We start from the raw sequence: 13,054 nt of genomic DNA, 5'->3' as shown, positions 1-13,054 counted from the left end.
TCGCTTGCTGTCTGCCCTTGAACGTCCATCACGTCAGCGACTTTCCATAATCGAGAACTTTGCATAATGCAGAGGGTTTTTAGCCTGGCGAACGCGGCGAGCAGGTGCTGATGCGGGCGCTCCGGGATGACCGCGTTCGGTAGGCTAAAAAGCCTGTTGGACTGAACCGCCGGCACGCGGGTGGGGCTATGGGGATTGAATCGTGGTGCGAGCGGCGAAGGCGTGAATGGCTGCCGGAATGGCTCGTGGAAATGACGCCCGAGCGATGATTGCGGCGCCTTCGGATGCCTGGGGTGGCTGCCCGGGCGAGCACCGCGCCGACGACGCGGAGCCGCTCCGGCGGTTTCGGCCGTGCCTGGCGACAGGAGTCCCGGCGCCTCTCTTGGATGCCAGGGAAGCGTTCAGGAAATCGGCAGCGGTCGCATTCATGACGGCACTCGCGGCGGCGCGCGGGGCAAGGCGCCGGGCAGGAAGGTCTCGAGGCACACCATGTGACCCCGGCCACATTGCGGGCAGTCGCGTAGTGACCTTCCGGTGAGCTGCTGGTAGCGCTCACGGTAGTCGCGCGGCGCGTCGGTCTGCGGTTCTGGCGCGGGGGCGCTGAGCAACGCCCGGCAGTGGGCGAGCGCGCTCGCGCGAAGGCGGTTGGCGAGAAATCCGTAATGCCGGATACGATGGAACCCCGCCGGCAGGACATGCAGCAGGAAGCGGCGGATGAATTCGTGCGCCTCCAGGCGCATGACTTTGTTGCGCCCGTGGTGGCGGTAGTCCTTCCAGCGAAAGCTCACCTCATCGTCGGTGCAGGCGACGAGGCGATTGTTCGAGATGGCGACGCGATGGGTATAGCGGCCAAGATATTCGAGGACCTGCTGCGGGCCGCCGAACGGCGGTTTGGCGAAAACCACCCACTCGGATCGTCTCGCGCGCGCCAGATGCCGGGCGAAGACAGCGGGCGCGTGCAGCGCCGCGAGGGCATTGAAGAAGTGGAGCTCGCCCGCATCAAAGGCCTGTTGCAAGCGCTTGAGGAACAGGTGCCGGAACAGCCGCGACAGCACCCGCACGGGCAGGAAGAACCCGCGGCGGCACGCGATCCAGCGCTCGCCGTCGGCCGACACGCCCCCGCCCGGCACGACGCAGTGCAGATGCGGGTGATGCAGCATATTCTGCCCCCAGGTATGCAGGATGGCGATGAAACCGAGCTCGGCCCCGAGGTGCCTCGGATCGGCGGCGATGATGCGCAAGGTCTCGGCGGTGGCGTGAAACAGGATCTCGTAGACCACGCTCTTGTTCTGATAGCTGATCGCCGCGATGTCCTCGGGGACGGTGAAGACGACGTGGAAATACTCGACGGGGAGCAGATCGGCCTGGCGCGCTTCGAGCCATTGCGCCCGCACCAGGGACTGACATTTGGGACAGTGCCGATTGCGGCAGCTATTGAACGCGATGCGCTGGTGACCGCAGGCGTCGCACTGCTCGACGTGTCCGCCGAGGGCCGCGGTGCGGCAACGCTCGATCGCGCGCATGACCTGGTACTGCCCGCGGCTGAGGGTAGCCGCGTGGTCCCGGCGATAGATGGGCCCGGCCTGACGAAAGATGTCCGCCACCTCGAGCCCGGTGGCGCGCACGCCCCGGTCTCAGAAATGGACGGGCGGACTCGGCTGCGGCGGATCCACCACCACTTTCGGCAACAGGTCGAACGGGCTCGTCGTCGCGCACACGGTGCTGGTGGCGACCTTCAGGTAGCGCGAGGTCGTGGCGAGACTGCGATGGCCGAGCAGCAACTGGATGGTGCGCACGTCGGTGCCGGATTCGAGCAGGTGTGTGGCGAAGGCATGTCGAAGCGAGTGCGGGGTAATCGGTTTCCGAATGCCGCAGGCGCGCCGAGCCTTCTGGCACGCCAATCCCACCGCATTGCGGGTGATCGGCTGACCCGGCACGTCACCCGGAAACAGCCACAGCGTTGGCCGCGCGGACTTCCAGTAGACCCGCAACGCCTCGAGCAGCCGCGGCGAGAGCATCACGTAGCGATCCTTGCGTCCTTTGCCCTGGTCGACCCGCAAGACCATGCGCTGGCTGTCGATGTCGCTCACCTTGAGGTGGGTCGCTTCCGAGACGCGCAGCCCGGCGGCATAGGCCGTCATCAGGATCGTGCGATGCATGAGATGGTCGACCGACGCCAGGAACTGCGACACCTCTTCGCGGCTCAGTACCACCGGGAGCTTGAAGGACCGCTTGGGCATTGGAATCTCTTCCACCGCCCAGGCGCGCTTGAGTGTCACCTTGTAGAGAAATCGCAGCGCGCCGGTCGCGACACTGACCGTGGAGGGGGTGAGTTTGCGGGTCTGCGTCAGATAGACCTGATAGGCGCGAACCTGCTCCGGCCCGAGTTCGTCGGGCGAGCAATCGAAGTACCTTGCATAGGCGGAGACTTGCTTCAGGTAGGCCGACTGGGTGTTCGGGGCGAGATTGCGAACGCCCATGTCTTCGAGCATGCGCTGGCGAAGGGGTGTCATGGCAAAGCTCCTGATTGGGAAGGAACGAAGGGCTGCGAACAGCCACCCCATCCTTCTCCAACGCGGGCTTTGTGGGAATGTGCCGGCTTCGGCACCGCGCGTGGATCACCCCCTACCGCGCCAGCGGTTTAGTCCAACGACCCTTATGGAAAGCTTTCCATAAGGGTCGGAAGCACTCAGTCACCATTACTAGCAGCCTGTCGGACTACGCCACCCTGGGTGGGGTAGTGTTCGCGATGCGGAACGCGAATCGGGCCTGAAGGCCGTTTTCATCGTGATTTCTGCGAGAACGCGCACGATTCCCCGTCCGTTTGCTTACTGCGGACGCAATACGGCCATGCGCTTCAAATTCCACGCGAGGCAAACGAGGGTCCATTCGTTTGTCACGTTATCAAGGCCGCGCAGCAGAAACTGGCGGAAGCCCATCACCGACTTGATGATGCCGAATACCGGCTCGACCGTTTGCTTACGCAGCGCATAGGCCGCGCGGCCGGCCCGGGTCTTGAGCTTGTGCTTCATCGTCTCGACCGCCGAGGCGCCTGCGGCCAACGGTTCAGGTTCGCTGAAACGCTCCCGCCAATCCGGATGGTGCTCGTCGCGCTTGACCGCGATCAGCGGTTCGATCTTCGCGGCGACGCACGCCGTGACGTTCTTTTCGCTGTAGTAACCGGTGTCAGCGAGCCAGGTCGCCGGCCGGTTCAACCCCTCGGGATTGGACTGGACTTTCGCGAGCATCGGCGCGACCTGTTCCTTGTCGTTGGTCGCCTGGGTCACGTGAGTGGCGAGGATGAGCATCGACTCAGTATCGACCACCGCCTGCGCGTTGTAGCTCTGCTCGAATCCGCCGCCCGACACCGGCATGATCCGGGACTCTTCGTCGGTCAGGTTGATCTGATCGTCGGCGCGCGGACCGGCTTGCGGCGGCTTCGGCGGCTTGCCCCCCGGCTTCTTGCCGGTCTTGGCTTCCTGCGCCTGCCGCTTCGCGAGCTTGGCCTGGTGCTCGGCCTGTTCGCGTTCGAAGCGCTCCGCGGCACGCGCTTCGATCTTGGCCTTCGCCGCCGCGATCGCCGCTAGCCGGTCCTCGCGACGACGAATCTCGTCGGGCAGCTTCACCCCGTCCGGCAGCGAGGATTGATCGGCCGCCGCGGCCAGCTTCATGAGCTCCTGCACCTCGACCTTGAGCTGCGCCTCGATCGTCCGTGCGTGGCCATAGGAGAGCGCACTGTGCCGGCTCGCATTGGCGTGGATCTTGGTCCCGTCCAGACTCACCGTGCCAAAGCGTGAGAGCTGGTTCTCGCGGGCTACCTGCAGCACCTGGACAAAGGCCGCTTCGAACTCCCCGCCGAAACGCTTCCTGAAATTGGCCAGCGTGTCGTGGTCGGGATGCCGGTTGCAGGCGATGTAACGGAACGCCAGCGAGTCGTAGGTCGCGCGCTCGATCTTGCGGCTCGAGAAGGTCCCGGTGGCGTAGCCGTAGATCAGCAGCGCCAGCAGCGTTGCCGGATGATAAGCGTCGCTGCCACGGCCGGCGTACGCCCGCTCCATCGCCGACAAATCCAGCTGCTCGACGACGTCCACCACGTACCGCGCCAGATGCGCTTCCGGCAGCCAGTCCTGCACCGAGGGCGGCAACAGAAAGTCTGTGTCTCGATCTATCGGGTGGAACGCCATCGCAGCCGATTCCGTCAGTTCGTCTGGCTGGGATTATCGCCTATCTCTGTGAAAGCCCGACAGGCTGCTAGACAGCCGCCATTCCTGTTCGCAGCTTCCCACGGCACGACCGGCAGCGGGTTTAGGGGGATGGGCGCTTTCCCGGCAACAGTTCAAACCCGAGGTGCTGCGTCAACGCCTCGTACGAAATGGGCCTGCCCAGGCGAGCTTCATCAGTGTTGGGCAGCCAGTGCGCCCACGCGCGGTTCTTGGTAGCGTCATACACGAGCTTGTACACATGGGTCGGTACCGCGACGGGACTGGAGCCAATGGTGGCTCGGTGCCCTTGCCATGCCGGGCCTGTGAATACGTGAACGGTCGATCCGCTGCGCTTCACGTAGGCGCGGGTATCCCGCTCGACTTTGGCCCAAACCCGCCTGTTGTTGTTCGGCGCCTGGGGAACCACGTTCGCCAACGAAAAACTCTGCGCCATCGCTTGAGCGGTTGGCATGTCCGCCGCCGGTGCCATGTGACCATGGTCAAAGCCCGACCGGTAGTAATCCTCGAGGTGCGCGCGCTCTAATCTGGGCAGGCGGGCGTCGGCGAAGAACCGATTGGTCCGTTCCTCGTCGTCCGCGTCAGCCAAGCTTGCGCGGGTGAGCTTCTCAACCACGAACAGCGGCGTGCGGGTCTTGCCTGAATGCAGAAGTGCGAACGCGTCGTAGCACAGTTCGCGCAGCTTCCAATCCGCGGACCGCTTGATGACCGGAGGGGGGCCCGGGAAAGCGTCCGGGCAACTGCGAAAGCCGTTGCCAGCGGCATAATTAGTGGTTGTCAGCAGCAGGGCGGCTAGGGCAACGACGGAACGCGTTCGCATACGTTTTCGTGAGTCAGTCTTGGGCGGGGGCGCCACCATACCCCACTGGCCGCTGTTAGCGTCAAGCTCCGTGGTCGCTTTGGCGCGGCGAGGTCGTTCGTGGCAGGACCCGGGTCGTCGGCGGGGCGCGCATCGGCTGGACGACCGCAGCGTCGACGAGAGGTGCCGCCTACAAAGGGGCTAAGTGTTCTGCGGCATCGCGATCTGAGTGTATCGCAGGAGAATTCAACTTGAAGACGTCATGATGATGGGGTACCTTGGCTGCGCGATCGGCGTGATCGAGCCCCCTGCGGAGATATAAATGCGCGCGTTGATTCTGGCTCTTCTGATGGCACTCGTCAGTGTCGCAACCCATGCGGAAGAAGGCTCTTGCAGCGCTCGATCTGCCGAGAAGAAGCTGTCAGGCGCCGCCAAAGCGAGCTTCATGAAGAAGTGTTCGCGGGACGCACAAGCGGCCTGCGAAGTCATGGCGACCGAGAAGAAACTCGCGGGCGCTGCACGTGCCAGCTTCGTCAAGAAGTGCGCGGGGGATGCCGTCGGGAACTGAGCTACATTGAGGCGACTTACGGCAGGTAGCCGAAGCCCCTCGGCTGATCGTTCGTGCGGGGAGCTTTCTTGACAGCCCGCTTCTGCTACCGCCTTTCAGGTTGCTTTTCCGGCCGTTTAGGCATCTCCCGAAGTTCTGCGACTGCCACGGTCGTCTGCGCGTCGGAACCGTAGGCCACCTGAAGCAGGATCTTCACCGGATTCGGGATAGTGCGTCCGGATTCATAGCGAGATGCCCCTGACTGCGTGATGCCGAGCCGCATCCAGAATTCACTCTGGTTCAGGCCGAGCATCTTGCGTCGAGCGACAACGTCAGCGTTCGTGTGGAACCAAAAATTGCTGGTCTTCGCAGGCGGCATGGGACGTTCCTCGCTGGTGGATGTCGAATCGCCGGATATTCTATCGGCATTTCATGCGTCGTTGCGACATCGACGATCTCCCGTGACTCTCTTCGTGCAAACGATCTGACCATGGCCATGGGAGGCGTCGTGGGGGCATTCCTGTGATGGCACGCGCGACGACAGTCCGGCAAGCGCCGAATCTAGGTCGGGACGAATTACTAACTTTTTAAAAAGTAATGTCAGATAAGTGCGTATTGGCACTCGGGCTGAAGGAAGAACGATTTGACGAGGCTGGGCAGTCGTTGAATCCGGCGCAGCGCGCCCAAGGCCAGGCGCTTCATTTCGTCCTTGTCCTGCACCAGGCGCTTCGAGACCTGACGCTTCACGTGCGCCCAGACCTGTTCGTCGGGGTTCAGTTGCGGCGAGTACGGCGGCAGGTAGAAGAGCCTGAGTTGGCCTTCGAGGCTGTCGACGTAGGCCCGAACCAACTTGGCCTTGTGAATGGGGTGCCCGTCGACGATGACGAAGACCGGTTTGTCGGCGCCGATCATCAACCGCTTGAGGAACTCGCGAAACACCGTGGCGGTGACCGAGCCTTCGTGCAGCATGAAGCGAAATTCGCCCTGCGGGCTCACCGCCGAGATCATGTTCAGCGAGAAGCGCCGGCCGGTCACTTCGACCACCGGCGTCTGCCCACGCGGCGCCCACGTCGTGCCGGTGTGGTAGTCGGAACGGATGCCCGACTCGTCGGCGAAGTAGATCGTCGCGCCCGCCGCACGCGCTTCGGAGCGGATCGCCGGATAGGTCTCCGCCTCCCATTGCCGCACCAGCGCGGCGTCCTGTTGCCATGCCTGGTAGAGCGGCTTCTGCGCGCTGAAGCCGAGTCCTTTCATGAGCCGGCTGACGGTGGCGATCGACAGCGCCTTGCCGAACTGCCGATGAATCAGCGCGCGGATCAGCGACAGCGTCCACAGCCCGAACTCGAACTTGTACTGCAGCGGCGTGTGGTCCCGCACCGCCTGCGCGAGCCAGCGCATCTCCTCCGTGCTCACTTTCGACGGGCGCCCGGGAATCGGCTTGGCGAGCAACGCGTTTTGCCCGCCCTGGGCGAAGTCGGCCAGCCACCGAAAGACGCTGCGCACATTCACGCCGAAGGCGGCCGCTACGCTTTGCACCGTCTGGCCTTCCCGAACCGCCTTGATCGCCTGCTGGCGCATCACCTGAAGCGAGTGGTGGTCGATCGCACGACCGTCCGAGTTCCGTTTGCATTTCATCCGCGTATTGTCTCATGGTGTGACAATACTTACGAGAATGTTAGTATCACTTTCGTACCACTCGCACGTGTCTGGATGCCGCCTGCCATGGCGTGATGCGCCGCTCATGCCCTCATCACGAAGTCATTGCAAATACGTCATGAATCTCGATCAGCTCACGCTCCCCCAGCTCAAGCAGTTGAGCGGGCGGATCGACAAGGAAATCGGAAAGCGCCAGTCCGCAAGCAAGGCCGTCGTCCTTCGCAAACTGCAGAAGCTCGCCCGCGAGCACGGCCTGTCGCTCGACGAGGTGATGGCAAGCCCCGTGTTCGCAACACCCCGGAAAGCTAGATCGAAGACGGCTGCGCCCGCCAAGGCGCCCCTGCCGGTGAAGTTCCGCCACCCGAATAACCGGGAACTGGCTTGGTCCGGACGTGGGCGAAAACCCCACTGGGTCGAAGCGTGGCTTGCGAACGGGGGCTCGCTCGATGCGCTGGCAGTGGCGGCGCAAAAGCTCGCGCGTCAGCAGCCTGCTGTCGCCTGAATTTGCTGCGAGACCGGATCGGTGGCCCTCTGACTCGCTTCTCCCTACGCTATAGCCTGCCCGGGCCGGCAAACAGAAGCGTCTCCGCGCACGGCCTAAGCAGCGCCCGCAGATCGGTGTTACTTTCGGCCGCGAGCCACGCCTCGGGGGCGTCGCCATCGAGCACCACCACCGTGCGTTTCTCGTCATCCGGTTTGTGAAAGCGGCGCATGAGCGGATGCGTCTCGGCATTCACCGTGAGCAGGGTGAAGGACCAACTCGGCACGCCTGCCTCCCACGATTTGCGCTCCCACAACCCCGCAATCGCCATGGGGGCGCCATCGGCCCGGGCAATGCGCCACCAGACGGCCTTGCCGGTCTCGTAGCACGGCTCGTAGATCGCTGCGGCCGGAACAATGCACACCTGGCGCTTGTGCCAAGCGCTTCGGAACGAGGGTTTCTCGGCCACCGTCTCGGTCCGCGCGTTGTAGGTGCGCTTGGCCAGGGCCCGGTCCTTGGCCCAGACGGGCAGCAGTCCGAAGGTGGCGGCCACGCACGACCAGCCGCCGCCTTCGGGCGGCTGATAGATCATCGGTGCGGCACTGCCCGGATAGGCGTCCTTGTCCGCCAGCGGGAGTTCAGGCGGTGCGACGCCAAAGTGCGCAAGCTCGGCACTCCGAGCAGGTCGATAGTTGGAACACATCTTCGGAATCCTCCAATCATGGCGGATCGGGACGCGCCGCTGCGATCCGCCGGCCCGCATGGCAGGGCCGCGGAGGGGCCGGGCGAGCGTCTCGCCCAATCAGTCCGCGAACACCGCGAGGCTCGACGGCCTGAGCAGCTCGGTCATGCCTTTTTCCTTCCAGGCTGAAGCGCCCATGCGAAAGGCTTCCTCGTAAGCCCAGCGCGCGACCCGGATCGAGCACTGCGGATCGACCACGAACCCTTTGTCGGACAAGGCCTGCCCGATCTCGTTGCCGTAGCGCCCGAAGCGCTCCATCCAGGCTTCCAGATGGCGGCCTGCTGCGAGCATCTGGCGCTTGTCGTTGTTGCAGCCATGGTGAGCCAGCACGAAATTGTGGGCCGTGTCCCGTGGGTAGCGCGACCATGGAATGAAGTGATCGACTTCGGCCTGGCTCGTGATCCGCTCGCGGCAGTAGAAACAGCGATGCGACTGCAGCGGCCCGAGCACGCGGGCCACCTCGGCAAGCGGCGCGCGGGGGGCACCGAACATGAACGTTTCGAGATCGTCCCGCCAGCCCAACATGGGCGCGTTGAGCCGATTGCCTCGCACGTGCTCGACCCAGCCCGCCCTGGCCAGTTGCTGGATGAGTACGTGGTAGCGCCGTAGGTTGAAGGCGACACCGGGCTTGAGGCGGACGACCCCTCGAGGACACGGGTAATGGTAGAGAAACGGCTCGAGCGTGCCGCCGAGCATCTGCAGGTGGCGCAGCGGCATGGCGCGCACGGTGTTTGCCACCGCGCGTAGCACCCCCTCCCACTCGGGGTGTTGTCGGGCGGCACCGTACTGGCCCTGGACCTCACGGTGGATCGGCGCGAGGTGCTGGACGATGGCGGCTTGGGCGCCATGGTTCTGGTGCAGCACCGCGGCCTGCGCGCCTGCCTGCCCCGAGCTGTAGACGGCCAGCTGCCGCCAGTAGAGCTCGGCGAACTTCTCGGCCACGGCTGCGAGCGGCAGTTCGAGCGCCGCGCCGCTGTCGTCGCCCCGTTCGACCGCGAGCTCGGCCAAGGACAGGAGCAGCGCGAATTTGTAGGTGGCGGAAAACTCCCCTTCGCCAAAGAGGCGCTGGATCTGCTGCAGGAACCGGATCTGCGCCTCGGCGCCAGGCACGCTCATCGGGGCGTCCAATAGTCGGCCTTGTCGGGGATGACCCAGCGCACGCCCCCGCGCGGATCGTTCCGGTCCGCGTGATAGCGCGGGATGAGATGGATGTGCAGATGCGGGATGGTCTGACCCGCCGCCGCCCCGTCGTTGATTCCGATGTTGTAGCCGTCGGGATGCAGCGCCTTGTCCAGGCGGCGCTTCGCCTCGTCGAGCAAGGCAAGCAGGGCGTCCCGCTCCTCGCCTTCGATATCGAAGTAGGAGGCGATGTGCCGGCGCGGGATTACGAGGGTGTGGCCGGGGGAAACGGGATAGCCATCGCGGATTGTCAATGCCGATTTAAAACTGACACGCTTTCCCGGCGGTTGCCGATTTAAAACTGATACACCTCTATCCCATTGACATGTGCGACGGAGCGCCCCGAAGGGAGGGCCGAAGGCCCGACCGCAGGGGCGCTCCGTCGCGCGGCCCTCAGCCGGCGACCGCCAGCGCTTGCACCATCCCGGCCTTGCGCTGGTGTTTCAGCCGGTAGCTCTCGCCGCTGATCGGCACGATGTGCGCGTGATGCAGCAGCCGATCCAGTAGCGCCGCCGTGAGCGTCGCATCCTGGGCGAAGGTGCTGTCCCACTGCCCGAACGACAGATTGCTGGTCACGATCAGGCTGCCCCGCTCGTAGCGCGCCGCGATCACCTGGAAGAACAGGTTGGCCTGCTCGCGCGTCATCGGCAGGTAGCCGATCTCGTCGACGATCAACAGCCGGTAGGCGTTGATCGCCCGCTGCATCACGTTCTTGAGCTGGTTGCGCTCATGCGCCAGGACCAGCGTCAGCAGCAGGTCGGCGGCGGTGGTGAAGCGCGTCTTGATGCCGGCCTGCGTGGCGCGGTAGCCCAGCGCGATGGCCAGATGGGTCTTGCCCACCCCGCTGGGGCCCACCAGCACAACGTTCTCGGCACGCTCGACGAAGGCGAGGCTGGCCAACTCCTCGATCTGGCTGCGCTTGAGCCCGCTGGCAAAGCCATAGTCGAAATCCTCCAGCGTCTTGATCGCGGGGAAGCCCGCCAGGCGCGTGAGCATGCTTTGCTTGCGGCTCTGACGACCGGCCGCCTCGGCCCGCAGCAACTGTTCGAGGAAGTCGCTGTAGGCCAGTTGATCGGTGGCCGCCTGCTGGGCCGCTGCGGCATAGCCTTGGGCGGTGAGCGGCAGGCTCAGCGTCTGGCACAGCGCCTGGATCCGTTCGTATTGCAGGTTCATGCGCCGATCTCCTGCGCCTGTTGCAGCGTCTGCAGCAACGCGTCGTAGACGGCCAGCGGATGCTGGGCGGGTTGCGCCGTTTCGAGGTGCGCACGCACGGCGGGCGGGCGCACGGGGCCCTCGTCGTGTGCCGCCTCAGCCTGCGGCCGGGCGCCCTCGATGTCGCCCCGCCACGGCGGTGCCAGCGCCTGCAGCGCAGCCCGTTCGGCCGCCAGCCGCGCTACCGGTTGCTCGCCGGTGGTGCCATGCACGCGCACGTTGGCGACTTCGTCGAGCCAGCGGCGCACCTGCACCGTGGCCGTGGCGGCGTCGAGCACCAGACCGGCCTGCTTGAACTGCGCCACCAGCGGCACGTAGAACGAGCGCCGCAGATAGCCGTTGAAGCGCTCCACCTTGCCCTTGGTCCGTGCCCGATAGGGGCGGCACAGCTTGATCACGAACCCGGCGTGACGGGCGTAGTCCAGAAAGCCGGCGTGGTAGCGGTGCGCGCCTTCGCCGTCGACATCGCGCTCGAGCACCACGGTCTTCATGTTGTCGTACAGCACCTGGCGCACCACGCCCCCGAACGCCGCGAAGCTGCGCTCGTGGCAGCCGATCAGCGTCGTCACCTTCATGTCGGTGACAAACTCGACGTAGCTCATGCGGCTGTAGCCGAGCGTGGCGCAGAACGCGTACAGCGGCTGCGCGCCCTTGCGAAACTCCACCCAGTCGACCTGCATCTGGTGGCCCGGCGCCGTCTCGAAGCGCACCACCGGCTCCGATGGCTGCGCCGGCTTGAGCATGTGCATGAACGCGCGCAGCTGGCTGGCGCCACCCTGATAGCCCTGCGCCACGATCTCACGCATCAGGACCGAGGCCGGAATCCAGTGCGGATGCGCCGCCGCCTGGCGTTCGCGCAAGTACGCCTCGAAGGGCGCCAGCTTCGTCACCCGCTGGACCTTGCGCGCGTAGCGCGGCAGCCCCGGCGACGCCAGGTGCGCACGCACCGTGTTCACCGCACACCCCACCTCGGCGGCGATCCGCCGAAGGCTCAACCCGTGACGCCTCAACAGTTCGATTTCCACATACACCTCGTCTGTGATCACCCGGGCTCCAAATGGCCCGATCTTCTCAACTCGGTGTATCAACTTTCAATCGGCAGCCCGTATCAACTTACATCCGGCAGTGACACGGATCACCACCCCGTGCATGTTGGAGAACTCGATGCGTTCGGGCGGCAGGGTGCAGAATGGGCAGGCAAACATCTTCCTTCTGATAGCATACCCCCGACGACGCCCCGGGTCACCCTGACGCCAGGCAGTTCAATCGCATACGGTCACGCTGGCTGAAATGCTCCGATGGCCAGAATGACGAACGCGGCAGGCGCCCCGGTCGAGACGATCGGGCGGGCGGTGGCCATAAATTCCTTTACAGGGCAAACCGCAAGGCATCCGCACGGGCGGGCGTGGACACGGATCGCTCTGCGGAGGAGGCGATGACAGTTCTGTCTTTCCTCCACGATGCGCTGATCGCAATCAGGCGGCAGGCATGGCCGGGCCAACGTCCTTAGCCCTCACGAGAAATGATGAAGCGGAGGAGAAACGGTTGCCTGACACCTGTCTGACAGTCGCTTACCGGAACAAGGACGCCGTCAGGGCGCTCGCGTCGCGCTGCGAACCGGGGGCGTGCAAGTGGTTCGTACCCGAGGGCAGGGCGCTTGAGCCCTAAGAACCTGTTCAAAGTCTCTGGAGTTATGAGAACTTTGAGGGATGAGGAAGAGCTATCCGAGCGACATCAGTCGCGAACAGTTCGAGATCATCCGTCCGCTGCTGCAGAGTGCGCGCAGGAAGACCTGTCCGAGGCGCGTGGACCTCAACGAAGTGTTCTGCGCGGTGTTGTATCTGCTCAGGAGTGGCTGCCAGGGGCGCATGCTGCCCGAGCGGGTGCAAAGCGTGCTGTGCGACAGCGGCTATAGGGGCCAGCCCTTCGCGCAGGGCGTGCGCGAGATCCTGGGTCAGGGCGTGACGGTGCAGATCGCCAAGCGCCGCGAACCCCACGCGTTCGAGGTGATGCCCAAGCGCTGGATCGTCGAGCGCAGCTTTGCCTGGCTGGAAAAAAACAGGCGACTATGGAAGAACTGCGAGCGGCTGCTCAACACCAGCTTGCAGTTCATCCACCTCGCATTCCTGGCCCGTTTGCTCAAAAGACTTTGAACAGGTTCTCAGCGACGTACGGTGCCTCTCGGGCCGATGCCGCGCCCGATTCGGACGTCTAGCAG

The 13,054-nt window shown here is 64.6% G+C and carries 14 protein-coding genes; 3 read left to right on the top strand and 11 right to left on the bottom strand.

All coding sequences use genetic code 11. The features are described 5' to 3' along the window. Nucleotides 1-425 precede the first annotated feature (425 nt). The 4 genes from EBN1_RS22280 to EBN1_RS22265 form a co-directional block, all read right to left on the bottom strand. Nucleotides 426-1,625: an IS91-like element ISAzo26 family transposase gene (locus tag EBN1_RS22280; protein ID WP_011236918.1), complete on the bottom strand. Its 1,200-nt coding sequence runs from the start codon at nt 1,623-1,625 to the stop codon at nt 426-428. 9 nt (nt 1,626-1,634) lie between these two features. After that, on the bottom strand, nt 1,635-2,513 hold the full coding sequence (locus EBN1_RS22275; RefSeq protein ID WP_041645857.1) for a tyrosine-type recombinase/integrase: 879 nt from the start codon (nt 2,511-2,513) through the stop codon (nt 1,635-1,637). Nucleotides 2,514-2,828: 315 nt separating this feature from the next. Continuing rightward, complete coding sequence (locus EBN1_RS22270; protein ID WP_011255007.1) at nt 2,829-4,184, bottom strand: IS1182-like element ISAzo2 family transposase; 1,356 nt, start codon at nt 4,182-4,184, stop codon at nt 2,829-2,831. Between the two features lie 121 nt (nt 4,185-4,305). Next, nucleotides 4,306-5,040, bottom strand: a complete 735-nt coding sequence (locus tag EBN1_RS22265) for a DNA/RNA non-specific endonuclease (RefSeq protein WP_157866555.1) — start codon at nt 5,038-5,040, stop codon at nt 4,306-4,308. Nucleotides 5,041-5,341: 301 nt separating this feature from the next. Here EBN1_RS22265 and EBN1_RS22260 point away from each other — a divergent pair, with 301 nt between their 5' ends. Next, a complete protein-coding gene (locus EBN1_RS22260; RefSeq protein WP_041647987.1) occupies nt 5,342-5,587 on the top strand; it encodes a hypothetical protein in 246 nt (81 codons plus the stop codon). Between the two features lie 85 nt (nt 5,588-5,672). On the opposite strand, the gene EBN1_RS22255 is transcribed toward EBN1_RS22260, so the two are convergent. Continuing rightward, nucleotides 5,673-5,945 (bottom strand): helix-turn-helix domain-containing protein, encoded by a 273-nt coding sequence (locus EBN1_RS22255; protein WP_011255016.1) that lies wholly within the window; start codon nt 5,943-5,945, stop codon nt 5,673-5,675. 221 nt (nt 5,946-6,166) lie between these two features. Beyond that, nucleotides 6,167-7,201 (bottom strand): IS630-like element ISAzo32 family transposase, encoded by a 1,035-nt coding sequence (locus EBN1_RS22250; protein ID WP_011255017.1) that lies wholly within the window; start codon nt 7,199-7,201, stop codon nt 6,167-6,169. Nucleotides 7,202-7,340: 139 nt separating this feature from the next. On the opposite strand from EBN1_RS22250, the gene EBN1_RS22245 reads away from it, so the two are divergent. Further along, on the top strand, nt 7,341-7,724 hold the full coding sequence (locus EBN1_RS22245; protein WP_011255018.1) for an H-NS histone family protein: 384 nt from the start codon (nt 7,341-7,343) through the stop codon (nt 7,722-7,724). A 49-nt stretch (nt 7,725-7,773) separates the two neighbouring features. Here the strand turns inward: EBN1_RS22245 and EBN1_RS22240 are convergent, their stop codons facing one another. The 5 genes from EBN1_RS22240 to istA form a co-directional block, all read right to left on the bottom strand. After that, nucleotides 7,774-8,406: an SOS response-associated peptidase gene (locus tag EBN1_RS22240; protein ID WP_011255019.1), complete on the bottom strand. Its 633-nt coding sequence runs from the start codon at nt 8,404-8,406 to the stop codon at nt 7,774-7,776. Between the two features lie 99 nt (nt 8,407-8,505). Next, nucleotides 8,506-9,561: an HNH endonuclease gene (locus EBN1_RS22235; RefSeq protein WP_049780415.1), complete on the bottom strand. Its 1,056-nt coding sequence runs from the start codon at nt 9,559-9,561 to the stop codon at nt 8,506-8,508. After that, entirely contained in the window at nt 9,558-9,878 is a 321-nt protein-coding gene (locus tag EBN1_RS22230) for an HIT family protein (RefSeq protein ID WP_041647985.1), read from the bottom strand. The genes EBN1_RS22235 and EBN1_RS22230 overlap by 4 nt, the downstream gene beginning before the upstream one ends. Nucleotides 9,879-10,017: 139 nt before the next feature. Continuing rightward, entirely contained in the window at nt 10,018-10,797 is a 780-nt protein-coding gene (gene istB / locus EBN1_RS22225) for an IS21-like element ISAzo17 family helper ATPase IstB (protein ID WP_011236051.1), read from the bottom strand. Next, nucleotides 10,794-11,882: an IS21-like element ISAzo17 family transposase gene (gene istA, locus EBN1_RS22220; RefSeq protein WP_011236249.1), complete on the bottom strand. Its 1,089-nt coding sequence runs from the start codon at nt 11,880-11,882 to the stop codon at nt 10,794-10,796. Before istA ends, istB begins: the two co-directional genes overlap by 4 nt. Nucleotides 11,883-12,545: 663 nt before the next feature. Between istA and EBN1_RS22215 the strand changes: the two genes are divergently transcribed. Further along, nucleotides 12,546-12,989: a transposase gene (locus tag EBN1_RS22215; RefSeq protein WP_011255021.1), complete on the top strand. Its 444-nt coding sequence runs from the start codon at nt 12,546-12,548 to the stop codon at nt 12,987-12,989. Nucleotides 12,990-13,054: the final 65 nt, after the last annotated feature.

The organism is Aromatoleum aromaticum EbN1, assembly GCF_000025965.1.
Classification (GTDB): Bacteria; Pseudomonadota; Gammaproteobacteria; order Burkholderiales; family Rhodocyclaceae; genus Aromatoleum; species Aromatoleum aromaticum.
This window is presented reverse-complemented; position numbering and strand designations above follow the sequence as displayed.